This is a genomic window from Enterobacter cloacae complex sp. HYC042_NIDB, assembly GCF_056673315.1.
Genome location: NZ_CP109650.1, coordinates 1,605,743 through 1,630,682, shown reverse-complemented (window position 1 = coordinate 1,630,682; position 24,940 = coordinate 1,605,743). Strand labels below are relative to the sequence as shown.

Below are 24,940 nucleotides of genomic sequence, written 5' to 3'. Positions count from 1 at the left end.
AGGTGTTTATGAGCAAAAAAACGCAGCATTTCTCGCTTAAGGTGCTGACGATAAACATTCATAAGGGCTTCACAGCATTTAACCGCCGCTTCATTTTACCGGAGCTGCGCGACGCGGTACGCACCGTCAGCGCGGACATTGTCTGCCTGCAGGAGGTGATGGGCGCGCACGAGGTACACCCCATGCATTTCGAAAACTGGCCCGATACGCCGCACTATGAATTCCTGGCCGACACCATGTGGAGCGATTACGCCTACGGCCGCAACGCGGTCTATCCGGAAGGCCATCACGGTAATGCGGTGCTGTCGCGTTTTCCTATAGAACATTATGAGAACCGGGACGTTTCCGTCGGGGAGAGCGAAAAACGCGGGCTGCTTTACTGCCGCATCACGCCGCCGGAACTTGACGTTCCGGTTCACGTGGGCTGCGTTCACCTCGGACTGCGTGAAGCCCACCGCCAGGCGCAGCTGCAGATGCTGGCGGACTGGACCAATGCGCTGCCGGAAGGCGAACCCGTGGTGGTCGCCGGGGATTTTAACGACTGGCGGCAGCGCGCCAACCATCCGCTGAAGGTCAAAGCGGGACTGGAGGAAATTTTCACCCGGGCACATGGTCGTCCCGCACGGACGTTTCCGGTGCGCTTCCCCCTGCTGCGCCTGGACCGCATCTACGTGAAAAATGCGCATGCCAGCAGCCCGACGGCGCTGGCGTTACTGAACTGGCGACATCTTTCCGACCATGCCCCGCTGAGCGCGGAGATCCACTTATGAAATGCACATGGCAGGAAGGTAACCGTATTACGCTGCTGGAAAACGGCGATAACTTCTATCCGGCGGTCTTTAAGGCGATTAGCCACGCACAGCAGAAAGTCTACCTTGAAACGTTTATCTGGTTTGAAGACGACGTTGGCAGGCAGCTGCACAGCGTACTGCTGCATGCCGCCCGGCGCGGGATAAAAATCGAGGCCCTGCTCGATGGATATGGCTCGCCGGATCTTAGCGATGAATTTGTTAACGAGCTCACCGCCGCCGGCGTGGTGTTCCGCTATTACGATCCCGGTCCGCGTCTGTTCGGCATGCGCACCAACCTGTTCCGCCGCATGCACCGCAAAATCGTCGTAGTGGACGAAACGGTGGCGTTCGTGGGCGGCATTAACTACTCCGCCGAGCATATGTCGGATTACGGCCCGGAGGCCAAGCAGGACTACGCGATCCGCATTGAGGGTCCGGTGGTTCAGGACATCCAGCTGTTCGTGCTGGAAAACTTGCCCGGTAAAGAGGCCGCTCGCCGCTGGTGGCGACGCCGTCATCGCCCGGAAGAGAACCGCAAGCCCGGCGAAGCGCAGGCGCTGTTTGTCTGGCGGGACAACGAGGAGCATCGGGACGATATTGAACGTCATTACCTGAAGATGCTGGCCAATGCGAAGCGTGAAGTGATTATCGCCAACGCCTATTTCTTCCCCGGCTACCGTATTCTGCACGCCATGCGCAACGCTGCCCGACGCGGCGTGAGCGTTAAACTGATTGTGCAGGGCGAGCCGGATATGCCGATTGTGAAGGTGGGCGCGCGCCTACTCTACCGCTACCTGGTGAAAAGCGGCGTGCAGATATATGAATATCGCCGCCGCCCGCTGCACGGCAAAGTGGCCGTCATGGATGACCACTGGGCAACCGTCGGCTCCAGTAACCTCGATCCGCTGAGCCTGTCGCTTAACCTGGAAGCGAACCTGATCATCCACGACCGTCAGTTTAACCAGACCCTGCGGGATAACCTTCAGGGACTTATCCATAAGGACTGTGTGCGGGTGGATGAGTCCATGGTGCCGAAACGGAGCTGGTGGAACGTTGGCATCGGCGTGGTGGTGTTCCACTTCCTGCGCCACTTCCCGGCGATGGTCGGCTGGCTGCCGGCGCATACGCCAAAGCTGGCGCAGGTTGATCCGCCGGTACAACCTGAAATGGAAACCCAGGACCGCGTTGAAGCGGAAGATGGAGGCAAACCCTGATGTCAAAATCTCATCCTCGCTGGCGGCTGGCGAAAAAAATCCTCACCTGGGTATTCTTTATTGCGGTCGCGGTACTGCTGGTGGTCTACGCGCAGAAAGTGGACTGGGAAGAGGTGTGGAAGGTTATCCGCAACTATAACCGGCTGGTGCTGCTGGGTGCCGTAGGGCTGGTTATCGTCAGCTACCTGATGTACGGCTGCTACGACCTGCTCGGTCGCGCCTACTGCGGCCACAAGCTGGCTAAACGTCAGGTGATGCTGGTGTCGTTTATCTGCTACGCCTTCAACCTGACGCTAAGCACCTGGGTGGGCGGCATCGGCATGCGCTATCGCCTGTACTCGCGTCTCGGATTACCGGGTGGCACCATCACCCGCATTTTCTCGCTGAGTATCACCACCAACTGGCTGGGGTACATTCTGCTGGGCGGGGTGATTTTCACCATCGGCGTGGTGCAGCTGCCCGCGCACTGGTATATCGACGAGGCCACGCTGCGCATTCTCGGCATCGTGCTGCTGCTGATCATCGCCGTGTATCTGTGGGCCTGCGCCTTTGCCAGACGTCGCCATATGACCATTAAAGGGCAGAAACTGGTACTGCCGTCGTGGAAGTTCGCGGTGCTGCAGATGGCGGTATCCAGCGCTAACTGGATGGCGATGGGGGCAATCATCTGGCTGTTGATTGGCGAGGACGTGAACTACTTCTTCGTGCTGGGCGTGCTGCTGGTGAGCAGTATCGCCGGGGTTATCGTGCATATTCCGGCGGGAATTGGGGTGCTGGAGGCGGTGTTTATCGCGCTGCTGGCCGGAGAACATGTTTCACAGGGGACGATTATTGCCGCCCTGCTCGCCTACCGCATGCTCTATTACTTCCTGCCGCTGGCGCTGGCAACGGTCTGTTATCTGGTGCTGGAGAGCCGGGCGAAAAAGTTACGGGCGAAAAATGAGAAGGCAATGGCGAAATAAAAGCAAAACGGCAACCTTGTTGCCGTTTTTAGTGTTTGTTCCCTCTCCCGTGGGAGAGGGTCAGGGTGAGGGCACCAGACCGCACCGCCACCCGGCAAAGCAACCTCAGCGACGGTTGCCGAAAATCCGCAGCAACATCAGGAACAGGTTGATGAAGTCCAGATAGAGCGTCAGCGCGCCCAGAATCGAGTATTTGCGCAGGTTTGAACTGTCGCGCACGTCGATCTGCTCGCCGATGTTTTTCAGCTTCTGAGTGTCATAGGCCGTCAAGCCAACGAAGACCACCACCCCGATATAAGTCACGGCCCACATCAGCGCGTCGCTCTTGAGCCACAGGTTCACCAGCGATGCCAGCACAATCCCGATCAGCCCCATAAACAGCATATTACCTAAGCCGCTCAGGTCACGTTTGGTGGTGTAACCGTAAAGGCTCATCACGCCGAACATCCCGCCGGTCACCACGAAGGTGCTGGCGATGGAGGAGTAGGTGTAGACGATGAAAATGCTGGAGAGCGTCAAACCGGTCAGCGCCGAATAGAGCATAAACAGCGTGGTCGCCATTCCGGCACTGAGTTTCTGCACCAGGCCGGAAAGCACAAACACCAGCGCCAGCTGCGCGATAATCAGCCCAAAGAAGGTGATTTTGCTGGAGAAGATAAACATCATCAGCTCAGGCGTATTCGCCGCATACCACGCGATGAACGCGGTAAGCAGCAGGCCGACCGTCATCCAGCCGTACACCTGCGCCATATACGTCTGCAGGCCGCTACGGGTCTGCTGTACTATTGAATCGGAACGCGGAAATCGGTCCATGATTCACTCCTGATTAAGGTTAAGAAGACACACACGTTAAGAGTAACACATCCACGTAAACCGACTACCAACGGCTGGCGGCCTGTTTATCGCTGTCGCGAGATTCCACCCAGCGATCACCTTCCGGCGTGGCTTCGCGCTTCCAGAACGGCGCTTTGGTTTTGAGGTAATCCATAATGAACTCCCCTGCCGCAAAGGCGCTACCGCGGTGCGCGCTGGTCACGCCGACAAAGACAATCTCTTCGCCGGGCCACATCTCGCCGATGCGGTGGATCACCGTGACCCGCCCGAGCGGCCAGCGGCCTCGCGCTTCATCCACAATTCCCGCCAGCGATTTCTCCGTCATGCCCGGATAGTGCTCCAGCGTCAGCGCTTTTACGCTGTCGCCGAGATTGTGGTTACGCACTTTACCGGTGAACGTAACGACCGCGCCGTCTTCATCGCGCTCCGCCAGCCAGTCATATTCTGTACCGACGTTAAAGCGCTCGGGACCGACCAGAATTCGGGTTTCAGCCATCTTAGCCCCCTGTGACCGGCGGGAAGAAGGCCACTTCATCCCCTTCAGTCAGCGGGTGGGTGAACTCCACCAGCGTCTGGTTAACGGCCGCCAGCAGCTTGCCTTCGTCGAGCGCCAGCGCCCAGCGGTCGCTTTGTGCCGCCAGGTGCGCGCGCAGGGCGGCGACGTTTTCAAAAGAGGCGTCCAGCGTCAGGCTGTCAGTATTGACCAGCTCACGCACCTGGGCGAAAAAGAGCACCTTAATCATGGCTGTCCACCTTAAAATCACCGGATTTGCCGCCGCTTTTTGCCAGCAGACGAACCGGGCCAATCACCATATCTTTCTGCACCGCTTTGCACATGTCGTAGATGGTCAGCGCGGCGACGGAGGCCGCCGTCAGGGCTTCCATCTCCACGCCGGTTTTGCCGGTTAAGCGGCAGAGGGACTCAATACGCACGCGGTTGTGCTCCGGCTGCGCCTGCAGGTTCACTTCCACCTTGCTCAGCATCAGTGGATGGCAGAGCGGGATGAGGTCCCAGGTCCGTTTTGCAGCCTGAATACCGGCGATGCGGGCGGTCGCAAAGACGTCGCCCTTATGGTGACTGCCGTCGATAATCATCGCCAGCGTCTCCGGCAGCATGGTGACGAATGCCTCAGCACGCGCCTCGCGCACCGTTTCGGCCTTGGCGGAGACATCCACCATATGCGCTTCGCCAGCGGCGTTAATGTGGGTCAGTTGTGACATAGTTTACTTCTTCAAATGGGGATGAAAATTACAAGGACGGGTACGGGCATCCAGCTGCGGGGCAATAATATTTTCCCATGCGGTGCGGCAGGCTTTGGTCGAGCCCGGCATGGCGAAAATCAGCGTGTTGTTTGCCACGCCGGCCACCGCGCGCGACTGCAGCGTGGAGGTACCAATCTCTTCAAAGGAGAGCATGCGGAACACTTCGCCGAAGCCTTCCACCTCGCGGTCAAACAGCGGGATCAGCGCCTCGGGGGCCTGATCGCCCGCGGTAAAGCCGGTGCCGCCGGTGATCAGTACCACCTGCACCTCAGCACTGGCGATCCACTGAGAGACCTGCGCGCGAATGGCGTAGCGGTTCTCTTTCACAATCGCTTTATCGACGATGGTATGCCCCGCGTCATGGGCCGCCTCACGCAGCCAGTGGCCGGAGGTATCATCCTCTTCGCCACGGCGGTCGGAAACGGTAAGAATAGCAATGCGTGTCGGGATAAATTCTGCGCTGACCTGACTCATCTTCTGGTTCCTTCTAAAGACTGATTACCCGCCGATATAGGACAGGTTCTGAGTAATGCCGGTGTTGCCCTGATGCAGGAAATGGGTCTGCTTTTTGTGCGTCAGCGCCTCGGAAATACGTGCTTGAAGTGCGCCCTGTTGGGCATCATCTTCCAGCAGATCGCGAAGATCCACGCCACCGTCGCCAAACAGGCAGAGATGGAGTTTGCCGACAGAAGAGACGCGCAGGCGGTTGCAGCTGGCGCAGAAGTCTTTCTCATAGGGCATGATAAGCCCAATCTCGCCTTCGTAATCCGGGTGACAAAAGACCTGTGCCGGGCCGTCGCTGCGCTGGCGGATCTGGTGGATCCAGCCGCGTTTCAGCAGCTCGTCGCGCAACACCATGCCGGAAATATGGTGGCGGCGGAACAGTTCGCTGCCCTCGCCCGTTTCCATCAGCTCGATAAAACGCAGTTGAATGGGACGGGACTTAATCCACGCCAGGAAGGTGTCCAGCTGATGGTGGTTTACGTCGCGCATCAGCACCGTGTTGACTTTGACTTTTTCGAACCCGGCGGTAAACGCCGCATCGATGCCGTCCATCACCTGGCGGAACTTGTCCTGACCGGTAATGGCGTGAAACTGCCGGGCATCAAGGCTGTCCACGCTGACGTTGATCGCGGTTAGGCCAGCGTCGCGCCAGGTGGCCACGTCACGCGCCATGCGGTAACCGTTGGTGGTCACCGCGATCTGGCGGATGCGTTCGTTTTCGCGTACGGCGGCAATGATGTCGGGGAAATCGCGGCGCAGGGAGGGTTCGCCACCGGTCAGACGGACTTTTTCGGTACCGAGCTCAGAGAACGCACGCGTGACGCGGCGCACTTCATCTACGGAGAGAAAGCCATTATTGGTGACGCTGCCCGGCTTGTAGCCATCGGGCAGGCAGTAGGTGCAACGGAAGTTGCACACATCGGTAATCGACAGACGCAAGTAGTAAAACTTACGCGCGAAAGCATCAGTAAGTTGTGAAGCCATGTACACCTTTCCAAATCGGGAGGCACAGTCATTTCTTTCTGTACCCTGGTGGCAAATCCGCCACGGCCAGGGCGCCATATCATTCGACACAGGCGCCAGGGCTAGAGTGTATGTTTTCAGTTTTGAAAACGTGGTTATGGCGATAGTAGCGTGGAAATCGACACTCCGCCATTGTCGCTTTTCGCTATATAATTATGTATATAGCGATTCAGTCCTGCATTTTCGCTACAGAATACCTAAAAACCGCATTTTCGCATTGATATACGTCATTTTGCATTGGGTGAGGCATCGTCTTTTGGGGGTAGTTAGGTTACTGTTACGCGATCGAACGTGATAAGGAATACGTATGCGCAATCGCACTTTTGCGGATCTTGACCGAGTGGTCGCTCTTGGCGGAGGCCACGGCCTGGGCCGCGTCATGTCCTCTTTGTCGTCACTGGGCTCACGGCTGACAGGGATAGTGACAACCACCGACAACGGCGGCTCAACCGGGCGGATCAGGCGGGCTGAAGGCGGCATTGCCTGGGGAGATATGCGCAACTGCCTGAACCAGTTAATTACCGAGCCGAGCGTCGCGTCGGCGATGTTTGAGTACCGTTTTGGCGGCAATGGCGAACTTTCCGGGCATAACCTCGGAAATCTGATGTTAAAGGCGCTGGATCACCTGAGCGTACGGCCTCTGGAAGCCATCAACTTAATCCGTAATCTGCTCAAGGTGGACGCATTCCTGATCCCCATGTCTGAACAACCGGTTGACTTGATGGCAATCGATGCCGAAGGGCATGAAGTTTACGGCGAGGTGAACATTGACCAGCTCCTCCTGCCGCCAACGGAGTTGATGACCTATCCGAGCGTACCCGCCACGCGGGAAGCGGTGGAGGCCATTGGTGAAGCGGATCTTATCCTGATCGGTCCAGGCAGTTTTTATACCAGCCTGATGCCCATTCTGCTGGTAAAAGAGCTGGCGCAGGCGCTGCGTCGCACCCCTGCCCCGATGGTCTATATCGGTAACCTGGGCCGTGAGCTGAGCCCGGCAGCGGCGAGCCTGTCGCTGGCGGACAAGCTGGACCTGATGGAGCAGTACGTCGGTAAGAAAATTATCGACGGTGTCGTGGTTGGGCCAAAAGTGGATGTGACAGGGATTGGCGATCGCGTAGTGGTGCAGGAGCCGCTGGAAGCCAGCGATATTAAATATCGTCACGACCGCCACCTGCTGCGCGAGGCGCTGGAGAAAGCGATTCAGGCGTTGGGTTAGGTTCGCTTTGTGCGGCCTGATGCCCTCACCCCAGCCCTCTCCCACGGGGAGAGGGGGAATACACGCCGCTTTACCTATGATGCCGCGATAAACAGATCCCGCAGCTGATGCAGCTGGTCGCGGATCTGTGCCGCCTCTTCGAACTCCAGGTTCTGGGCGTGCTGCATCATCTGCCCTTCCAGCTCGTGGATTTTCTGCTGCAGCGCCTTCGGCGTCAGTACGACGGTATCTTCTTCCACCACTGAACGTGCCTTGCCGCGGCCTTTCGCTTTGGTCTTCGCAATGTTCTGACCCAGCGCCAGAATATCCACCACCTTCTTGTTCAGCCCCTGCGGCGTAATGCCGTGCTCTTCGTTGTAGCGCTGCTGCTTCTCGCGTCGGCGTTCCGTTTCGCCAATCGCTTTCGCCATCGACGGGGTGATTTTGTCGCCGTACAGAATCGCTTTCCCGTTGACGTTACGCGCGGCGCGGCCAATGGTCTGGATCAGGGAGCGTTCAGAGCGCAGGAAGCCCTCTTTATCGGCGTCCAGAATCGCCACCAGCGAGACTTCCGGCATATCCAGACCTTCTCGCAACAGGTTGATCCCCACCAGCACGTCAAACTCGCCCAGACGCAGATCGCGGATAATCTCCATGCGCTCCACGGTGTCGATATCCGAGTGCAGATAGCGCACCTTCTCACCGTGTTCTTCAAGATACTCGGTCAGGTCTTCCGCCATGCGCTTGGTGAGCGTCGTCACCAGCACGCGCTCGTTGATGGCGGAACGGGCGCGGATCTCAGAGAGCAGATCGTCCACCTGGGTCGCCACCGGGCGCACTTCGATAATCGGATCCAGCAGCCCGGTCGGACGGACCACCTGGTCGATCACCTCATCGCCGGATTTCTCGAGCTCGTAGTTGCCCGGCGTGGCCGACACGTAGATGGTCTGCGGCGCCAGCGCCTCAAACTCTTCAAACTTCATCGGACGGTTATCCAGCGCTGACGGCAGGCGGAAGCCGTACTCCACCAGCGTCTCTTTACGCGCGCGGTCACCGCGGTACATCCCGCCGATCTGCGGGATCGTGACGTGGGATTCGTCGATCACCAGCAGACCGTCGGCCGGAAGGTAGTCAAACAGCGTCGGCGGTGGCTCGCCCGGCCCGCGCCCGGAGAGGAAGCGTGAGTAGTTTTCGATACCCGAGCAGTAGCCCAGCTCGTTCATCATCTCCAGATCGAACTGGGTGCGCTGGCTCAGGCGCTGCTCTTCCAGCAGCTTATTGTTAGCCAGAAGCACCTTACGGCGCTCTGCAAGCTCCTCTTTGATCTCTTCCATCGCCTGCACGATACGCTCTCGTGGCGTCACGTAGTGCGTTTTAGGGTAGATGGTAAAACGCTGTATCACCGACTCAACGTGGCCGGTCAGCGGGTCGAAAAGTGACAAACGCTCAACCTCTTCGTCAAACAGCTCGACGCGCAGCGCCATATCGTCCGATTCCGCCGGGAAGATGTCGATCACCTCACCGCGCACGCGGAACGTCCCGCGCTGGAAGGCCTGGTCATTTCGGGTGTACTGCAGCTCGGCCAGACGGCGCAAAATTGCGCGCTGATCGATGATCATCCCCTGCGTCAGGTGCAGCATCATCTTCAGATAGAGATCCGGATCGCCCAGGCCGTAAATCGCCGAAACAGACGCGACCACAACCACATCGCGTCGCTCAAGCAGCGCCTTGGTCGCCGACAGTCGCATCTGTTCGATGTGTTCGTTCACCGAAGCATCTTTCTCGATGAAGGTATCAGAGCTCGGCACATAGGCTTCCGGCTGGTAGTAATCGTAGTAGGAGACAAAATACTCCACCGCGTTTTCCGGGAAGAACTCTTTCATCTCGCCGTATAGCTGTGCCGCGAGGGTTTTATTGGGTGCAAGCACCATCGTGGGGCGCTGCAGGTCAGCGATCACGTTGGCGACAGTAAACGTTTTGCCCGAGCCGGTTACCCCCAGCAGCGTCTGGTGCGCCAGCCCGTCTTCCAGCCCCTCTTTAAGACGACGGATCGCCTCAGGCTGATCGCCAGAGGGGCGGAAAGCAGAATTCAGTTTGAACGGTTTACTCATGGGCGACGACCTGATGACGTTATAAGCGGCAGGTGAGTAATTTTACTCGTTGTTGCCAGGAATGCCAGTAAAAAACACTGGATGAAAAACCAGTAGCGTGTCAGGATATTTAGCGTAGCGGCGGAGTCATTAGCGCGTTAGCGGACAAAATTTAGGCTCTGACGAGATAAAAAACCAGCCAGGTTGGGTTATCCCCAGAACTTTTTCTTTTTTAACATTTGTCAAGCCAGGTAATGATAGTTTTATGGCAACGAGTGACACTTTCATTACGGTAATTGCTTTTATCTAAGCAATTAAATTTTAAACGATATTTTCTAAAGCCGCGTTTCGCGTCAATTTGGGCGAAAGCCGCGTCTTCTCTCGCTTATCGCGTGTTTTCTAACTCTAATGCACATGGTTATCCACAGGAATAGTGGATAACTGCTTCCAGCCCGTGTAGACCGCCGCTCAGCAAATTCCCGGATTTTCCCACGAGGCGGCAACAAAAAATTTTTATAGCTCTTTTTTGACGATAAACAGTTGAGTCATTCATAACCAACAGATGCGATCCTGCTCACATTTCAGCCATTTTTCGTCCTGCACCACAACTCACCATTCCCGGCACCGTCGATGTGCAAGCCACGCGTTTTTACCCTGCTCTCCTGTGGCTTATTCCTAAAAAAGTCGTTTTTTTAATCGATTTCAGGTTTCTGGCAAGCGTTTTGCAGCTTCACGTCAGGCCTATCCCTACGCATTTTTAAGGAGAGAAAGATGTTGAGTCTGCGTGCAGTGAATCAGTTTTACGGAAGCCAACATACGCTATGGAACGTGGATTTGGATTTTCCGCAAGGGATGTGTACAGGCGTCATAGGCCTGCCGGGGATGGGTAAAACCACCCTGATGAACTGTATTACCGGAAACATCCCCGTCGAAAGCGGCACGATTATCTGGCATGAAGCGGGCGCACCGCCGCGTGATTTGCTCAGCCCGGCACCGGAACAACGTTCAGAGCCGGGAATAGGCTATGTGCCGCAGGACAGGCGTATTTTCTCTCAACTGACGATTGAGGAGAATCTGCATATTGCCATGCGGGCGATGGGGAAACCCGACCCGGCGGCGAAAAGCGACGTATACGATCTGTTCCCGGAACTCTACGCGCGTCGTCAGACGCGGGGCAATGCCCTTTCGCCAGAGGATCAGTATCAGCTCGCTCTGGCGAATGCACTGGTCAACCGCCCACGGATGCTGATTCTGGATGAGCCTACGCATGGGGCAGGACACGGATTTGCCCAGAAGCTGGCGCAGCTGCTGGGGCGCTTAAACCGAGAGTTAGGCATGACGGTGCTGCTGGCGGAGCAACAGCTGTCGTTTATCCGCCGGGTGGCGGATCGGTTTTGCATGCTTTATCGCGGGCGTAACGTGGCTCAGGGCCACGTTAGCGAGCTGAACGATGAGCTCATTGCCCACTGGATGTCGCGGGAAGCAAGACGCTGAGGTCGAGATAACGCCCGGTTTCGGCCTGCTCAGCATCGCCAGCAATCCAGGGGATTTCCCCGAGGAACGGTGCCGGGAGCACGCGCTTGAGGGTCGCCAGATACTCCTGATGCCGCCTGCCCGGCGCAACCACGTCGTTGGCTATCCAGCCTGCCAGCGTCAGCCCTGCCTGCTGAACGGCCTGCGCCGTCAGCATGGCGTGATTGATGCAGCCCAGCTTCACGCCGACGACCAGAATGACCGGAAGCCGCTCGGCCTGCACCCAGTCAGCAAAAGTCTGCGTGTCCGAAAGCGGCGTAAACCAGCCTCCCGCGCCTTCCACCAGCACCCAGTCGGCCTGGCTTTCCAGCGTCCGTAACCCGGCAGACAGCACGGCGAAATCAATCGGACGGCCTTCGTCAGCGCTGATAATGTGCGGCGACGTCGGCTCGGCAAAGGTATAGGGATTCACCGCCGAATAGGCAAGCTCAAGGCTACTGTTATGCTGGAGCGCCAGCGCGTCGGTGTTGCGTAACCCTTCCGCCGTCATCTCGCTGCCGGAAGCCACGGGCTTATATCCGGCGGTGTTTTTTCCGAGCAGTCGTGCCGCCTGCAGCAGCGCAGCGCTGGCAACCGTTTTACCCACTTCCGTATCCGTGCCGGTAACAAAATAACGTTCAGTCACGTTCGATAATCCCATGAAAAAGTTGATAAGAGAGCGGGAAAAGGCCCCGCTGCTGCGGCCAGGCCAGCTCCAGGCGTTGCAACTGCCCCCGGGTCAGCGGTTTTTTCTCCCGCCCGGCGTGCAGGTGCGTGGCGCCGATGCCCTTCAGAGAGCGCATGGCGCTGAACGCGTCGCTAAAATTAAGCGTGATGGTTTGCACCGTGCTGCGACAGCGCCAGCCTGCCAGCGCCTGCGTCACCTGCTCATACGATAAAAAGCGGTTCGCGTGCGGCTGCTCATCCACCGCTTTCCACGCCTGATTCAGCTCCGGCAGCGAACTTTCCAGCAAGGTGGTAAAGGCCACCTTTCCGCCCGGTCGTGCGACGCGATAAAGCTCGCGTAACGCCTGCGGCAGGCTGCTGCACCACTGCACCGCCAGATGGCTCCAGACCAGATCGAACTGCGCGTCCGCCAGCGGGATCGCCTCGATATCCGCCACTACATAGTGGTGCGCCGCCTGCTGCTGGCGCGCCTCGTCCAGCATGGCGGGCGACAGGTCGATGGCCGTCACCTCGCTCCCCGCCTCGCGCCAGTAGCGGCTGTTGCTGCCGGGACCACAGCCGGCGTCCAGCACCTGCGGGAAGCGGTTCTCGCCAAGCGCGGCCAGAAGCCCCTGCGCGCTCTGGCGCTGGAGTTCATCGTGCTGCGAATAGCTCCGCGCGGCCCGGCCAAACGCCGCCGCAACGGCCTGCTTATTCACCGGCATCATGAAGCGCCTCCAGCAGCGTCTGGATATCCTGCGCCTCATGCGCCGCCGTCAGGGTTAAGCGCAGACGCGCGGTGCCCGGCGGAACGGTTGGCGGACGAATGGCCGTTACCCACATCCCCCGCTCGCGCAGCGCCTGGGCCAGCGCCAGAGCGCGGCCGTTTTCGCCGACAATCACGGGCTGGATGGCGCTCTGCGAATCGGGACTCTGGAAGGGAAGCGCCGCCAGTCCCTGACGGAAGCAGGAGATGTGCTCTGCCAGCTGCTGACGGCGTTCATCCCCTTCTGCGCTGCGGATCACCGCCAGCGACGCCGACAGCGCCACGGCCTGCGCCGGGGGCATGCTGGTGCTGTAGATGAGGTGACGGGCAAACTGCAGCAGATAGTCGGCGACAGATTCGCTGCACAGCACGGCGGCGCCGCTGACGCCAAAGCCTTTGCCGAAGGTAACCACCAGCAGTTCCGGCTTCACGTTTTGTTGATGGGCGCTGCCGCGTCCTTCATCGCCCATCACCCCAGCACCGTGAGCATCATCGACCAGTAGCCAGGCGTTTTGCCGCTTTGCGGCCTCGTGAAGCGCGGCAAGCGGCGCACTGTCGCCGTCCATGCTGAACACCCCTTCCGTGACCGCCAGCTGTTGCCCGTCGCAGGGTTTGTCCAGCAGCGAGGCGAGCTGTGACGCATCGTTATGGGCAAAACGCCGCAGCTGGGCGGGACTTAAGTTTGCCGCTTCCAGCAGCGAGGCGTGGCTTAAGCGGTCGGCGACAATGCGGTCCTCTTTCCCCATCATGGCCGTGATGACCGCCTGATTGGCGGCAAAGCCGGAGATAAACAGCAGCGCGCGCGGATAGCCCAGCCAGTCGGCCAGCTCTTCCTCCAGCGCCTGATGCGCCGTGGTGTATCCGCTGACGTGCCCCGAGCCACCGCTGCCCACGCCAAACCGCTCCGCGCCCTGCTGCCAGGCGCGGACGATGGCCGGATGCTGGCTCAGCCCGAGATAGTCATTGCTGGAGAAATTACAAAACTGCCGTCCCTCGCGGGTCAGAAAACGGCCCGCGCCGTTTTCCACCACTCTGCGAACGCGAAACGCCTCTGCCGCCCGGCGTTCTTCCAGCGCGGCATTAATCCGTACCTGCCAGGTCATACGGCTGCCGCGTTGTAGAAGTGGTCGGTATCGGCGTTGAGAATCTGCTGCTCCAGCTGCTGCTGTTGCTCGTTATCGCCCGTCAGCACCCCGGTCTGATGCGGGTTCAGCCCCAGCTTGCGGAACAGCTGAACGTCTTTGTCCTCTTCCGGGTTCGGCGTGGTCAGCAGCTTGCAGCCGTAGAAGATGGAGTTGGCGCCGGCCATAAAGCACATCGCCTGAGTCTGCTCGTTCATCTGCTCGCGGCCCGCAGAGAGGCGAACGTAAGACGTTGGCATCATGATGCGCGCCACCGCGATGGTGCGAATAAAATCAAACGCATCCACGTCCTCGTTATCCGCCAGCGGCGTGCCCTTGACCTTCACCAGCATGTTGATGGGCACGCTTTCCGGCGGGGTCGGCAGGTTCGCCAGCTGCAGCAGCAGGCCCGCGCGGTCTTTCACCGTTTCGCCTAAGCCCACGATGCCGCCGGAGCAGACCTTGATCCCCGCATCACGCACTTTATCCAGCGTGTCCAGGCGCTCCTGATAGGTGCGCGTGGTGATGATGTTGCCGTAAAATTCCGGCGAGGTATCAAGGTTGTGGTTGTAGTAGTCCAGCCCCGCGGCAGAGAGGCGCTGCGCCTGCTCCTCGTTCAGCGTACCGAGCGTCATACAGGCTTCGAGGCCCATCTCCTTCACGCCTTTCACCATCTGCTCCAGATAGGGCATGTCGCGGTCATGTGGATTCTTCCACGCGGCACCCATGCAGAAGCGGGTTGAACCGGCGTTTTTCGCCTTGCGCGCGGAGTCGAGGACCTGCTCGACCTCCATCAGGCGCTCTGACTCCAGGCCGGTTTTGTAGCGCGCGCTCTGCGGGCAGTATTTGCAGTCTTCGGGGCAGGCGCCGGTCTTGATCGACAGCAGCGTGCTGACCTGAACATGGCGAGGATCGAAGTGCTGACGATGCACCTGTTGCGCTTCAAACATCAGCTCAAGGAAAGGTTTATTGAATAATTCAGTAACTTGCGACATCGTCCAGCGTGCGTGGTGAGCCATTGGGCTTCTCCAAAGGGTTTTGTTAATTTTCGGTTCGGTTTATACTCGTAAACCTAAAACTTTTCAAAATGGTTTACAAGTCGATTATGACCCAGGACGATCTCGCCTTCGACAAGCAGCATATCTGGCACCCTTACACCTCCACCACCCGCCCCCTTCCCGTCTATCCGGTGGCCTCTGCCCACAGCTGCGAGCTGCATCTCGCCAGCGGCGAGCGGCTGGTTGACGGAATGTCCTCCTGGTGGGCGGCCATTCACGGATACAACCATCCGCGCCTGAACGCGGCGATGAAGGCCCAGATTGACCAGATGTCGCACGTGATGTTTGGCGGGATCACCCATCAGCCCGCGGTAGATTTATGCCGTCGCCTGGTGGCGATGACGCCTGAATCGCTGGAGTGCGTTTTCCTGGCCGATTCCGGCTCGGTGGCGGTGGAAGTGGCGATGAAGATGGCGCTGCAGTACTGGCATGCGAAGGGCGAAACGCGCCAGCGGTTCCTCACCTTCCGCAACGGCTATCACGGGGATACCTTCGGGGCGATGTCGGTCTGCGATCCGGACAACTCCATGCACAGCCTGTGGAAGGGGTATCTGCCGGAAAACCTGTTTGCCCCTGCGCCGCAAAGCCGATTCGACGGCGAGTGGAACGAGATGGACATGGTGGGCTTCGCGCGGCTGATGGCGGCCCATCGCCATGAGATAGCCGCCGTTATTCTTGAGCCGATCGTGCAGGGCGCAGGCGGAATGCGGATGTATCATCCGGAATGGCTGAGGCGCATTCGCAAGATGTGCGACCGCGAGGGCATTCTGCTGATTGCCGATGAAATTGCCACCGGCTTTGGCCGCACCGGCAAGCTGTTTGCCTGCGAACACGCGGGCATTGCGCCGGATATTCTGTGTCTGGGTAAAGCGCTGACTGGCGGCACCATGACGCTCTCCGCCACCCTCACCACTCGTCAGGTTGCCGACACCATCAGCGACGGCGAGGCGGGCTGCTTTATGCACGGCCCGACGTTTATGGGCAACCCGCTGGCCTGCGCCGTGGCAAGCGAAAGCCTCGCCATTCTGGAGAGCGGCGAGTGGCAGACGCAGGTCGCGGCGATTGAGGCACAGCTGAAAGGAGAGCTGAGCGCCGCCTCGGGGGCGAATTTTGTGGCGGACGTGCGCGTGCTCGGTGCCATCGGGGTAATTGAAACCACCCGCCCGGTGAACATGGCGGCGCTGCAGCGCTTCTTCGTTGAGCAGGGCGTCTGGGTGCGGCCTTTCGGCAAGCTTATCTACCTGATGCCGCCGTACAGCATCACGCCGGAGCAGCTGCGTAAATTAACCGACGCGGTCGTAACAGCCGTTAACATTCCCGCGCATTTCGCGATTTAATCCCATGCGTTACACTTCCTGAACGAGTGAATAACGAGGGTAAACCGTATGAAAATCATCAGTAAAGATCTGCGCGACGGTGAAAAACTCCCCGAACGCCACGTTTTCAACGGCATGGGCTATCAGGGGGATAATATCTCCCCGCACCTGGCGTGGGACGACGTTCCTGCAGGAACCAAAAGCTTTGTCGTGACCTGCTACGACCCGGACGCGCCGACCGGCTCGGGCTGGTGGCACTGGGTTGTGGCGAACCTGCCCGCCGACACGCGCGTGCTGCCGCAGGGTTCCGGTTCAGACCTGGTTGCCCTGCCTGAAGGTGCCATTGAGACGCGCACTGACTTTGGTAAAGCGGGCTACGGCGGCGCAGCGCCACCAAAAGGGGAAACCCACCGCTATATCTTCACGGTGCACGCGCTGGATGTGGAGAAGATTGAGATCGATGAAGGCGCGAGCGGCGCGATGGTCGGGTTTAACGTGCATTTCCATTCCCTGGGGAGCGCGTCGATTACGGCGATGTATTCCTGAAAAAAGCCGGGTGGCGGCTACGCCTTACCCGGCCTGGATTTCGCATTCGTAGGCCCGGTAAGCGCAGCGCCACCGGGCAAAACATCACAGCACCGAAGGTAGCAGTCCTACAAGGCGTCCCTCTTCCAGAAGCTGCATCGCCTTATCAATATCCGGCGCAAAGAAGCGGTCGTCATCGTAATGCGTGACGTGCTCGCGCAGCACATGGCGCGCCTGCTCCAGCAGCGGGCTGGATTTAAGCCCTTCGCGCAGATCGATACCCTGACACGCCGCCAGCCACTCCACCGCCAGCACGCCGCGGGTGTTGGAGGCCATTTCCCAGAGACGACGCCCGGCAGCGGGTGCCATCGAAACGTGATCTTCCTGGTTCGCCGAAGTTGGCAGGCTGTCCACGCTGTGCGGGTGCGACAGGGCTTTGTTCTCGCTTGCCAGCGCTGCGGCCGTCACCTGAGCGATCATAAAGCCTGAGTTAACCCCGCCGTTACGCACCAGGAACGGTGGCAGCTGGGACATGTGTTTATCCATCATCAGCGCGATGCGGCGCTCGGATAACGCCCCGACTTCGGCAATCGCCAGCGCGATATTATCCGCCGCCATCGCCACCGGCTCGGCGTGGAAATTGCCCCCGGAGACCACCTCGTTTTCCTCGGCGAATACCAGCGGGTTGTCGGAGACCGCGTTGGCCTCCACCAGCAGCACCTCTGCTGCCTGGCGCAGCTGCGTCAGGCACGCGCCCATCACCTGCGGCTGACAGCGCAGGGAATACGGATCCTGCACCTTCTCGCAGTTATGGTGTGAATCCGCAATCTCACTCGTGTCGGTGAGCACGTGGCGGTACATGGCGGCGGCATCAATCTGCCCGCGCTGGCCGCGCACCGCGTGAATACGCGCGTCAAACGGACGACGCGAGCCGAGCACCGCCTCGGTGGTCAGCGCACCGCACACCACCGCGGAGGCGAACAGATCTTCCGCTTCAAACAGGCCGCGCAGCGCAAAGGCCGTCGACGCCTGCGTGCCGTTGAGCAGCGCCAGCCCCTCTTTTGCCGCGAGAGTGATTGGCGTTAAGCCGGCTTTTGCCAGCGCTTCTTTCGCAGGGAGCCACTCGCCCTGCCAGCGCGCTTTGCCCTCACCCAGCAGCAGCAGCGACATGTGCGCCAGCGGGGCGAGATCGCCGGAGGCACCGACGGAACCTTTTGCCGGGATCCACGGATAGACTTCTGCATTCACCAGGGCCATCAGCGCCTGGATCACGCTCAGGCGAATGCCCGAGAAACCGCGCGCCAGGCTGTTGATTTTGAGCACCATCATCAAACGGACAATCTCATCATCCAGCGGCTGGCCGACGCCTGCCGCGTGCGACAGCACCAGCGAACGCTGTAAGTTTTCCAGATCGTGCGTGGCGATGCGGGTCTGCGCCAGCAGGCCAAAGCCGGTGTTAATCCCGTAGGCGGTGCGCCCTTCGGCAACAATCGCTTCTACGCAGGCGACGCTGTCGTTTATCGCGGCGTGGGCGCTTTCATCAAGTGAAAGGGTGACCGGCTGGCGCCAGACGTTACGCAGCTGTTTGAGCGTCAGCGAGCCGGGAGTGAGTGTTAACGCGTTCATGCATGCTTTCCTTGTGTGGCAGGGATCATCGGCAGGTTCAGTCCCTGCTCTTTGGCACAGTCAATGGCAATCTCGTAACCCGCATCCGCGTGACGCATCACGCCGGTTGCCGGGTCGTTGTGCAGCACGCGGGCGATGCGCGCGGCCGCTTCATCGGTTCCGTCACAGACAATGACCATACCTGAGTGCTGGGAGAAGCCCATCCCGACGCCGCCGCCGTGGTGCAGAGAGACCCAGGTGGCGCCGCTGGCGGTATTCAGCAAGGCATTAAGCAATGGCCAGTCGGAGACCGCGTCAGATCCGTCGCGCATGGCTTCGGTTTCACGGTTTGGGCTGGCGACGGAGCCGGAGTCCAGATGGTCGCGGCCAATGACGATAGGCGCGGAGACTTCACCGCTGCGCACCATTTCGTTGAAGGCCAGACCCAGCTTTTGCCGCCACTCCAGCCCTACCCAGCAGATGCGCGCCGGCAAGCCCTGGAAGCTGATGCGTTCGCGAGCCATATCCAGCCAGTGGTGCAGGTGTTCGTCGTCTGCGACGATCTCCTTCACTTTGGCGTCGGTTTTGTAGATATCCTGCGGATCGCCGGACAAGGCCACCCAGCGGAACGGGCCGATGCCGCGGCAGAACAGCGGACGGATATAGGCAGGCACGAAGCCGGGGAAGTCGAAGGCGTTATTCACGCCCATCTCTTTCGCCATCTGGCGGATGTTGTTGCCGTAGTCAAAGGTTGGAATACCCAACTGGCTGAAGGCCAGCATCGCGGAGACGTGTTCCGCCATCGAACGCTTAGCCGCCAGTACCGTGCCTTCAGGGTCGGTTTCCGCTTTTTGCTGGTAGTCTTCCCACGTCCAGCCTTTTGGCAGGTAACCGTGCAGCGGGTCATGGGCGCTGGTCTGGTCGGTAACGAGATCCGGACGCACGCCGCGGGCAACCAGCTCCGGCAGAATATCCGCCGCGTTGCCGCACAGGGAAATCGACACCGCTTTGCCTTCAGCGGTGTACTTTTTGATGCGCGCCAGCGCGTCATCAAGATTCTCGGCCTGTTCATCGACGTAACGGGTGCGCAGACGGAAATCAATGCGGCTCTGCTGGCATTCAATGTTCAGCGAGCACGCGCCGGCCAGCGTGGCGGCCAGCGGCTGCGCGCCACCCATCCCGCCCAGACCGGCGGTAAGCACCCAGCGGCCCTTCAGCGAGCCGTTATAGTGCTGACGCCCCGCTTCCACGAAGGTTTCGTAGGTGCCCTGCACAATCCCCTGGCTGCCGATGTAAATCCAGCTCCCGGCGGTCATCTGGCCATACATCGCCAGCCCTTTCGCGTCCAGCTCGTTGAAGTGTTCCCAGGTGGCCCAGTGCGGCACGAGGTTAGAGTTGGCGATCAGCACGCGCGGCGCGTTCTTATGGGTTTTAAATACGCCAACCGGCTTGCCGGACTGCACCAGCAGGGTTTCGTCGTGTTCGAGTTCGGTCAGGGATTTTACAATTGCGTCATAGCATTCCCAGTTGCGTGCGGCGCGGCCTATGCCGCCGTAGACCACCAGTTCGTGGGGGTTTTCCGCCACCTCAGGATCAAGGTTGTTCATCAACATGCGCAGCGGGGCTTCGGTGAGCCAGCTTTTGGCAGTAAGCGTGGTACCGCGCGCGGCGCGGACGTCCTGCTGGCGGTATTTACCTGACGACATTGTGTGCTCCTCATAAGGGACAGATGATGCATTTAGATATACTTGTATAGACAAGCACACACAAGGTCGGATTTAACAAAAAAGATACAATTTTGTTATATTGCGTTAGCGATCACGCTTATAAAACTTATGACATAAAGTGGCCCTGCAGCCGGTAACGGTTCCCCGGGAAAAGCAGTCGGGCATGCGACACGATATGTGACGATGACCAGGTACGACGGCGGATCAGCAGGCACGGATCGTGTTCTTTAATGCGCAACAGCTCGCACTCCTGCGGCGTCGCGCGTACGGCCTCTACAATGTGCTCCCCTTCCGTGAGCGGTGCGACGAGCGAGAGATACGCGTGCGGCGTGGTGTGGGTGTAATCCTGGTTCAGGTATTCCGGTATCCGCTCTGCGTTGACGCAGCGATCTTCAATCTGCACCGGAATGTCGTTTTCAAAATGCACCATCACAGAGTGGAAGATGCGGCTACCCTCTTTGACATTTAGCTCAACGGCCTGCTCGGCGCTGGCCTGGGTCTCTTCCAGCACCAGCACTTCGCAGCGGTGCTGATGATTACGCGAGGTTATCTCATCGGCAATGCTGCGGATTTCAAACAGGGCGGACTGCCCTTTCGGTTCCGCCACGAACGTCCCCACGCCCTGCAGGCGCACCAGAAGTCCTTCGTCGGTGAGCTCGCGCAGCGCCCGGTTGACAGTCATCCGGCTAAAACCGAACTGCGCCACCAGCTCGGCCTCCGACGGAATGCGATCGTGCGGGCGCCAGACGCCGGTAGCAATCTTTTCGCTGATCGCCTGTTTCACCTTTTCATAGAAAGGCGCGGGCGGGCTCGGTTGCGGCAGGGGTGAGCGTGAAAACATCGTGACTCCTTTAATAGTGTTATGCCCACCAGTGAGCAATTTGCCAGGCCAGACGGGCGGCGAGCTTTGCGCCCTGTCCGTCCCGATCGTACTGCGGGTTAAACTCTACCAGATCGGCGGCCTGCAGCTTACCGCTGCGGCAGATTTGTTCAATAACCGGCATTAGATCCATTGCCGGGACGCCTAACGCCGCAGGGGCGGAAACGGCAGGCATTTCGCCCGCGGGCAGGACATCCAGATCGATTGTCAGATAGACACGATCGGCCTGTGCCAGCACCTTTTCCAGCGCCGATAATGCCTCGCGTCTGAAATGAAGATCCTCCACCAGCGTGACGTTCAGGCGTTCGGCCTCATCCCACAGAGCCTGGGTGTTCGCCGCGCGGCTGACGCCAAAGCAGGCGTAGCGAAACTCGCGCCCGCATTCATCACAGTATTGAGCCAGCTGACGAAACGGCGTACCGGACGTCGCCCGGTCGGCCTTGCGCAGGTCGAGATGCGCATCCAGGTTTATCACCGCCACGCGCTCGCCGGGGAATGCATCCAGAACACCCCGTCCATGCGCCCAGGCAGTTTCATGCCCGCCGCCAAACACCAGCGTGCGCATCCCGGACTGCTGGCAGGCCGTCACGGCATCGCTTAACGCCCGCTGCGCGGGTTCAAGCTCATCGCCTTCAACGTACACCGAGCCCATATCCGCCAGCCGTTCGTGTCCCTGATGGCTTGCCATATTCGCCAGCGCTTTGCGCAGAATATCAGGGGCCTGCGCGGCGCCGGGCCTGCCCTGATTACGTTTAACCCCTGCATCGCATTCAAAGCCTATCAGCGCGATGCCGGATGAAAGCGGCGTGAACAGCGCCTGCTGTTGTATCGTCTGGAAAATGCGCGTTGCGTTGCTGGCTTCGGCGCTGTCGTCTCGCCCCTTCCAGACCGTTTCGGCGACGGGCCGCCATAACTTCATACTGCCTCCCCACGGAAAATACGTTGATGCAGCGGATTGCGTCCCGGCTCGTAGACCATCTCCACCGGGTGGTGAGCATCCCAGACGATAAAATCAGCGACAAACCCCGGCTGCAGCTGCCCGTGCGTTGCGCCGCGGCCCAGCGCCTGCGCCGCATGGCGCGTGACGCCAGCCCAGGCCTCTTCAGGGGTGAGGCCAAACTGGACGCAGGCCATATTCATCGCCAGGTGCAGGCTGGCAAACGGGCTGGTGCCGGGGTTATAGTCGGTGGCGACGGCCATCGGCACACCACGTTTTCGGAGCTGATCAACCGGCGGACGCTGGCGCTCCTGCAGAAAATAGAACGCGCCGGGGAGCAGTACCGCAACCGTACCGCTTTGCGCCATCGCCTGAACGCCCGCGTCGTCGAGATATTCGATATGATCGGCCGACAGTCCGTTATATTGGCTGACCAGCGCAGCTCCGCCCTGATTCGACAGCTGTTCAACATGCCCTTTCACCGGGATACCGAGCGCGGCGGCGGCCTGGAAGAGGCGCTCGGTTTGCGACGGGGTAAAGCCGACGTTTTCACAAAACACGTCTACTGCTTCATATAACTCTTTTTGCCACAGCGTGGGCAGGATCTGCTCGCAAACCAGCGTGAGGTACGCATCCGGATCCTGTCGGTATTCCGGCGGAACCGCATGAGCCGCCAGCAGCGTTGGGCTGATATCAACCGGGTTATTGAGGCTCAGCTGGCGGGCAACCTGCAGCATCTTCTCTTCGGCCTCGGCGTTGAGTCCGTATCCCGATTTGATTTCAACGGTCGTTATACCTTCATTCATCAGACGCTGGAGCCGCTGCTGCGCCAGTTTCAGCAGGGTTTCCAGGGAACTGCTGCGCGTTGCCGTCACAGTGGCGTTAATCCCGCCCCCCTGAGCGCTTATGGTCTGGTAAGAGACGCCGTTCAGACGCTGTTCCCACTCCGCCGCGCGGTCGCCGCCAAATACCAGATGGGTATGGCAGTCAATCAGGCCAGGCGTGACCAGACGTCCCTCAAGATCGATGACGTGACGGTGTCCGGAAGGAAGGTCAGATTCAGGGAGCACGCCAAGGATAGTTTGGCCGCGCACGACCAGCGCGTGCTGCTCTTTCAGGCCATAAGGCGCTGATGTATCGGGAACCATTGTTGCCAGGCGCGCATTTCGCCATATAACATCGTCAGGTTGAAGCTGCATGGGCATTCCACTTGTCATGGGTTGTATAGACATTTATTTGCATCCATCGTCTGCTGTCAACCGCCTTGAGGGAAAATGTTATTTATTTGTGATGACTTTCCCGTCACCTCCGGGCAAAAAATGCAACTTTTACCCTTTTTATCTTCCCGTTTCGCTCAACTTAGTATAAAAAAGCAGGCTATTTCGTCTATCCCGTAAAGACTTGCATACCCAGGAGCTTCACCTTGAACATTTCCAGGATTTCCCGTCTGGCGTTAGCGCTCGCCTTTGGCGTGACATTATCCGCATGCAGTTCTACACCACCGGATCAGCGTCCTTCTGAGCAGGTAGCGCCCGGTACCGCCTCCCGCCCGATTTTGTCCGCGGATGAAGCGAAGAATTTCGACCGCGCCCATTACTTCTCGGCGATGGATCCTAACGCCGCGCCGTGGACACCGGCTTCTATTAACCTGCCTAAACAGCCTGACTTCGTTGTTGGCCCGGCTGGCGCGCAGGGCGTAACGCATACCTCTATCCAGGCAGCGGTTGACGCGGCAATCACTAAACACAGCGCGTCTCGCCAGTACATCGCGATCCTGCCGGGTGAATACGAAGGCACCGTGTATGTTCCGGCGGCTCCTGGCAGCATTACGATTTATGGTCTGGGTGAAAAAGCCATCGACGTAAAAATTGGCCTGGCGATTGATTCCGAAATCGACAGCACCGCCTGGCGTCACCTGGTGAACCCGGCAGGCAAATATATGCCGGGCAAACCGGCGTGGTATATGTTTGATAACTGCCAGAGCAAGCGTTCCGCCACCGTTGGCGTGATGTGCTCGGCGGTATTCTGGTCGCAGAATAATGGCCTGCAACTGCAGAACCTGACCATTCAGAATACCCTGGGTGACAGCGTGGATGCCGGTAACCATCAGGCCGTGGCGCTGCGTAGCGACGGCGATAAGGTGCAGATTAACAACGTCAATATTCTGGGCCGTCAGAACACCTTCTTCGTGACCAACAGCGGCGTACAGAACACGCTGCAGAACAACCGTCTGACCCGTACGCTGGTGACCAACAGCTACGTTGAAGGTGACGTTGATCTGGTGTCCGGTCGCGGCGCGGTAGTGTTTGATAACACCGATTTCCGCGTGGTGAATTCCCGTACCCAGCAGGAAGGCTATGTGTTTGCTCCGGCAACCCAGTCTAACCTGTTTTACGGCTTCCTGGCCGTGAACAGCCGCTTTAACGCGGCCGGTGACGGCGTGGCGCAGCTGGGCCGCTCCCTGGACGTGGACTCTGCGACCAACGGCCAGGTCGTTATCCGCGACAGCGTGATCAACGAAGGCTTTAACGTGGCGAAGCCGTGGGCTGATGCGGCTGTCTCCAAACGTCCGTTCTCCGGCAACACCGGTGCGGTGGACGATAAAGGAAACGTGCAGCGCAACCTGAACGACGCGAACTTCAACCGCATGTGGGAATACAACAACCGCGGTCTGGGCAGCAACGTGGTTGCTGAGCCGAAGCAGTAACGAGATGAGAGTAAAAGGGGGAGTTTAATCCCCCTTTTTACTGCGACTGAATGCGTCAGGCTCCAAACTTAAGATACGCATCCAATAGTTGCATAATCGCAACCATGAGTTGCAGGAACAGAATTGCCCATTCCACACCGCTCATACGCCACTCCTTTGGTATAGAGCACTTCTCCTCTGGTTTACCTTTCCGCTGCCTGTCACCAGAGGTGTGTTGGTTATGTTTTGATGTGCTCCGCAGTTT

General features: G+C 59.1%; 25 protein-coding genes and 1 riboswitch. Of the genes, 8 read left to right on the top strand and 17 right to left on the bottom strand.

All coding sequences use genetic code 11. The features are described 5' to 3' along the window. The first annotated feature begins 8 nt into the window (after positions 1-8). The 3 genes from OKF39_RS07755 to OKF39_RS07745 are packed head-to-tail and all read left to right on the top strand — an operon-like array spanning position 9 to position 2,967. Complete coding sequence (locus tag OKF39_RS07755) at positions 9-770, top strand: endonuclease/exonuclease/phosphatase family protein (RefSeq protein WP_041910727.1); 762 nt, start codon at positions 9-11, stop codon at positions 768-770. After that, a complete protein-coding gene (gene clsB, locus OKF39_RS07750) occupies positions 767-2,005 on the top strand; it encodes a cardiolipin synthase ClsB (RefSeq protein WP_479983644.1) in 1,239 nt (412 codons plus the stop codon). Before OKF39_RS07755 ends, clsB begins: the two co-directional genes overlap by 4 nt. Then, the gene (locus tag OKF39_RS07745; protein WP_048959982.1) at positions 2,005-2,967 is read left to right on the top strand and encodes a lysylphosphatidylglycerol synthase domain-containing protein; all 963 of its coding nucleotides are present in this window, start codon (positions 2,005-2,007) and stop codon (positions 2,965-2,967) included. The genes clsB and OKF39_RS07745 overlap by 1 nt, the downstream gene beginning before the upstream one ends. A gap of 105 nt (positions 2,968-3,072) precedes the next feature. Here the strand turns inward: OKF39_RS07745 and OKF39_RS07740 are convergent, their stop codons facing one another. From OKF39_RS07740 to moaA, 6 genes are all read right to left on the bottom strand, one after another. Then, entirely contained in the window at positions 3,073-3,780 is a 708-nt protein-coding gene (locus OKF39_RS07740) for a Bax inhibitor-1/YccA family protein (protein ID WP_010428846.1), read from the bottom strand. A 64-nt stretch (positions 3,781-3,844) separates the two neighbouring features. Beyond that, the gene (gene moaE / locus OKF39_RS07735; protein WP_136343012.1) at positions 3,845-4,297 is read right to left on the bottom strand and encodes a molybdopterin synthase catalytic subunit MoaE; all 453 of its coding nucleotides are present in this window, start codon (positions 4,295-4,297) and stop codon (positions 3,845-3,847) included. 1 nt (position 4,298) lies between these two features. After that, positions 4,299-4,544 (bottom strand): molybdopterin synthase sulfur carrier subunit, encoded by a 246-nt coding sequence (gene moaD / locus OKF39_RS07730; protein WP_045259953.1) that lies wholly within the window; start codon positions 4,542-4,544, stop codon positions 4,299-4,301. Beyond that, a complete protein-coding gene (gene moaC / locus OKF39_RS07725; protein WP_008501142.1) occupies positions 4,537-5,022 on the bottom strand; it encodes a cyclic pyranopterin monophosphate synthase MoaC in 486 nt (161 codons plus the stop codon). The genes moaD and moaC overlap by 8 nt, the downstream gene beginning before the upstream one ends. A 3-nt stretch (positions 5,023-5,025) precedes the next feature. Further along, positions 5,026-5,538, bottom strand: a complete 513-nt coding sequence (gene moaB, locus OKF39_RS07720; protein ID WP_028012422.1) for a molybdenum cofactor biosynthesis protein B — start codon at positions 5,536-5,538, stop codon at positions 5,026-5,028. Positions 5,539-5,562: 24 nt separating this feature from the next. Then, complete coding sequence (moaA, locus tag OKF39_RS07715) at positions 5,563-6,552, bottom strand: GTP 3',8-cyclase MoaA (protein ID WP_047362731.1); 990 nt, start codon at positions 6,550-6,552, stop codon at positions 5,563-5,565. After that, positions 6,540-6,673, bottom strand: a riboswitch (molybdenum cofactor riboswitch). Its footprint overlaps the gene before it by 13 nt. A 225-nt stretch (positions 6,674-6,898) precedes the next feature. Between moaA and yvcK the strand changes: the two genes are divergently transcribed. After that, a complete protein-coding gene (gene yvcK, locus OKF39_RS07710) occupies positions 6,899-7,807 on the top strand; it encodes a uridine diphosphate-N-acetylglucosamine-binding protein YvcK (protein ID WP_028012420.1) in 909 nt (302 codons plus the stop codon). A gap of 74 nt (positions 7,808-7,881) precedes the next feature. Here yvcK and uvrB read toward each other — a convergent pair whose 3' ends face one another. Continuing rightward, entirely contained in the window at positions 7,882-9,897 is a 2,016-nt protein-coding gene (uvrB, locus tag OKF39_RS07705) for an excinuclease ABC subunit UvrB (protein WP_028012419.1), read from the bottom strand. Positions 9,898-10,647: 750 nt separating this feature from the next. Between uvrB and OKF39_RS07700 the strand changes: the two genes are divergently transcribed. Beyond that, positions 10,648-11,370 (top strand): ABC transporter ATP-binding protein, encoded by a 723-nt coding sequence (locus OKF39_RS07700; RefSeq protein ID WP_049136983.1) that lies wholly within the window; start codon positions 10,648-10,650, stop codon positions 11,368-11,370. Here OKF39_RS07700 and bioD read toward each other — a convergent pair. From bioD to bioB, 4 genes are read right to left on the bottom strand one after another with little or no spacing between them, the layout of a single operon-like run. Next, the gene (gene bioD / locus OKF39_RS07695) at positions 11,333-12,034 is read right to left on the bottom strand and encodes a dethiobiotin synthase (RefSeq protein WP_333021090.1); all 702 of its coding nucleotides are present in this window, start codon (positions 12,032-12,034) and stop codon (positions 11,333-11,335) included. The genes OKF39_RS07700 and bioD overlap by 38 nt on opposite strands. Beyond that, positions 12,027-12,782, bottom strand: coding sequence for a malonyl-ACP O-methyltransferase BioC (gene bioC / locus OKF39_RS07690; RefSeq protein ID WP_045259949.1), 756 nt, complete (start codon positions 12,780-12,782; stop codon positions 12,027-12,029). The genes bioD and bioC overlap by 8 nt, the downstream gene beginning before the upstream one ends. After that, entirely contained in the window at positions 12,766-13,923 is a 1,158-nt protein-coding gene (bioF, locus tag OKF39_RS07685; protein WP_479983643.1) for an 8-amino-7-oxononanoate synthase, read from the bottom strand. The genes bioC and bioF overlap by 17 nt, the downstream gene beginning before the upstream one ends. After that, entirely contained in the window at positions 13,920-14,960 is a 1,041-nt protein-coding gene (gene bioB / locus OKF39_RS07680; RefSeq protein WP_063154681.1) for a biotin synthase BioB, read from the bottom strand. The genes bioF and bioB overlap by 4 nt, the downstream gene beginning before the upstream one ends. Positions 14,961-15,046: 86 nt before the next feature. On the opposite strand from bioB, the gene bioA reads away from it, so the two are divergent. Together bioA and OKF39_RS07670 are read left to right on the top strand one after the other, a co-directional pair. Next, complete coding sequence (bioA, locus tag OKF39_RS07675; protein WP_436835842.1) at positions 15,047-16,336, top strand: adenosylmethionine--8-amino-7-oxononanoate transaminase; 1,290 nt, start codon at positions 15,047-15,049, stop codon at positions 16,334-16,336. Positions 16,337-16,384: 48 nt separating this feature from the next. Beyond that, complete coding sequence (locus OKF39_RS07670; protein ID WP_063154683.1) at positions 16,385-16,861, top strand: kinase inhibitor; 477 nt, start codon at positions 16,385-16,387, stop codon at positions 16,859-16,861. A gap of 84 nt (positions 16,862-16,945) precedes the next feature. Here OKF39_RS07670 and hutH read toward each other — a convergent pair whose 3' ends face one another. From hutH to hutI, 5 genes are all read right to left on the bottom strand, one after another. Next, complete coding sequence (hutH, locus tag OKF39_RS07665) at positions 16,946-18,466, bottom strand: histidine ammonia-lyase (RefSeq protein WP_047367760.1); 1,521 nt, start codon at positions 18,464-18,466, stop codon at positions 16,946-16,948. Next, positions 18,463-20,151, bottom strand: coding sequence for a urocanate hydratase (hutU, locus tag OKF39_RS07660; protein WP_234105913.1), 1,689 nt, complete (start codon positions 20,149-20,151; stop codon positions 18,463-18,465). The genes hutH and hutU overlap by 4 nt, the downstream gene beginning before the upstream one ends. 127 nt (positions 20,152-20,278) lie before the next feature. Next, positions 20,279-21,013, bottom strand: a complete 735-nt coding sequence (locus OKF39_RS07655) for a histidine utilization repressor (protein ID WP_047367758.1) — start codon at positions 21,011-21,013, stop codon at positions 20,279-20,281. A 19-nt stretch (positions 21,014-21,032) separates the two neighbouring features. Next, positions 21,033-21,971 carry a formimidoylglutamase gene (gene hutG, locus OKF39_RS07650; protein ID WP_234105914.1) on the bottom strand — a complete coding sequence of 313 codons (939 nt, stop codon included), beginning with the start codon at positions 21,969-21,971 and terminating at the stop codon, positions 21,033-21,035. After that, positions 21,968-23,188: an imidazolonepropionase gene (gene hutI / locus OKF39_RS07645; protein WP_234105915.1), complete on the bottom strand. Its 1,221-nt coding sequence runs from the start codon at positions 23,186-23,188 to the stop codon at positions 21,968-21,970. The genes hutG and hutI overlap by 4 nt, the downstream gene beginning before the upstream one ends. A gap of 224 nt (positions 23,189-23,412) precedes the next feature. Here hutI and OKF39_RS07640 point away from each other — a divergent pair, with 224 nt between their 5' ends. Continuing rightward, positions 23,413-24,696 (top strand): putative acyl-CoA thioester hydrolase, encoded by a 1,284-nt coding sequence (locus tag OKF39_RS07640; protein WP_028012406.1) that lies wholly within the window; start codon positions 23,413-23,415, stop codon positions 24,694-24,696. 55 nt (positions 24,697-24,751) lie between these two features. On the opposite strand, the gene tisB is transcribed toward OKF39_RS07640, so the two are convergent. Continuing rightward, positions 24,752-24,841: a type I toxin-antitoxin system toxin TisB gene (gene tisB / locus OKF39_RS07635; protein ID WP_023332440.1), complete on the bottom strand. Its 90-nt coding sequence runs from the start codon at positions 24,839-24,841 to the stop codon at positions 24,752-24,754. Positions 24,842-24,940 lie beyond the last annotated feature (99 nt).

Excerpts from the sequence above, each read along its gene's own strand:
- OKF39_RS07755 (WP_041910727.1), top strand. The coding sequence starts at position 9 with ATGAGCAAAAAAACGCAGCATTTCTCGCTTAAGGTGCTGACGATAAAC.
- clsB (WP_479983644.1), top strand. The coding sequence starts at position 767 with ATGAAATGCACATGGCAGGAAGGTAACCGTATTACGCTGCTGGAAAAC.
- OKF39_RS07745 (WP_048959982.1), top strand. The coding sequence starts at position 2,005 with ATGTCAAAATCTCATCCTCGCTGGCGGCTGGCGAAAAAAATCCTCACC.
- OKF39_RS07740 (WP_010428846.1), bottom strand. The coding sequence starts at position 3,780 with ATGGACCGATTTCCGCGTTCCGATTCAATAGTACAGCAGACCCGTAGC.
- moaE (WP_136343012.1), bottom strand. The coding sequence starts at position 4,297 with ATGGCTGAAACCCGAATTCTGGTCGGTCCCGAGCGCTTTAACGTCGGT.
- moaD (WP_045259953.1), bottom strand. The coding sequence starts at position 4,544 with ATGATTAAGGTGCTCTTTTTCGCCCAGGTGCGTGAGCTGGTCAATACT.
- moaC (WP_008501142.1), bottom strand. The coding sequence starts at position 5,022 with ATGTCACAACTGACCCACATTAACGCCGCTGGCGAAGCGCATATGGTG.
- moaB (WP_028012422.1), bottom strand. The coding sequence starts at position 5,538 with ATGAGTCAGGTCAGCGCAGAATTTATCCCGACACGCATTGCTATTCTT.
- moaA (WP_047362731.1), bottom strand. The coding sequence starts at position 6,552 with ATGGCTTCACAACTTACTGATGCTTTCGCGCGTAAGTTTTACTACTTG.
- yvcK (WP_028012420.1), top strand. The coding sequence starts at position 6,899 with ATGCGCAATCGCACTTTTGCGGATCTTGACCGAGTGGTCGCTCTTGGC.
- uvrB (WP_028012419.1), bottom strand. The coding sequence starts at position 9,897 with ATGAGTAAACCGTTCAAACTGAATTCTGCTTTCCGCCCCTCTGGCGAT.
- OKF39_RS07700 (WP_049136983.1), top strand. The coding sequence starts at position 10,648 with ATGTTGAGTCTGCGTGCAGTGAATCAGTTTTACGGAAGCCAACATACG.
- bioC (WP_045259949.1), bottom strand. The coding sequence starts at position 12,782 with ATGATGCCGGTGAATAAGCAGGCCGTTGCGGCGGCGTTTGGCCGGGCC.
- bioF (WP_479983643.1), bottom strand. The coding sequence starts at position 13,923 with ATGACCTGGCAGGTACGGATTAATGCCGCGCTGGAAGAACGCCGGGCG.
- bioB (WP_063154681.1), bottom strand. The coding sequence starts at position 14,960 with ATGGCTCACCACGCACGCTGGACGATGTCGCAAGTTACTGAATTATTC.
- bioA (WP_436835842.1), top strand. The coding sequence starts at position 15,047 with ATGACCCAGGACGATCTCGCCTTCGACAAGCAGCATATCTGGCACCCT.
- OKF39_RS07670 (WP_063154683.1), top strand. The coding sequence starts at position 16,385 with ATGAAAATCATCAGTAAAGATCTGCGCGACGGTGAAAAACTCCCCGAA.
- hutH (WP_047367760.1), bottom strand. The coding sequence starts at position 18,466 with ATGAACGCGTTAACACTCACTCCCGGCTCGCTGACGCTCAAACAGCTG.
- hutU (WP_234105913.1), bottom strand. The coding sequence starts at position 20,151 with ATGTCGTCAGGTAAATACCGCCAGCAGGACGTCCGCGCCGCGCGCGGT.
- OKF39_RS07655 (WP_047367758.1), bottom strand. The coding sequence starts at position 21,013 with ATGTTTTCACGCTCACCCCTGCCGCAACCGAGCCCGCCCGCGCCTTTC.
- hutG (WP_234105914.1), bottom strand. The coding sequence starts at position 21,971 with ATGAAGTTATGGCGGCCCGTCGCCGAAACGGTCTGGAAGGGGCGAGAC.
- hutI (WP_234105915.1), bottom strand. The coding sequence starts at position 23,188 with ATGCAGCTTCAACCTGACGATGTTATATGGCGAAATGCGCGCCTGGCA.
- tisB (WP_023332440.1), bottom strand. The coding sequence starts at position 24,841 with ATGAGCGGTGTGGAATGGGCAATTCTGTTCCTGCAACTCATGGTTGCG.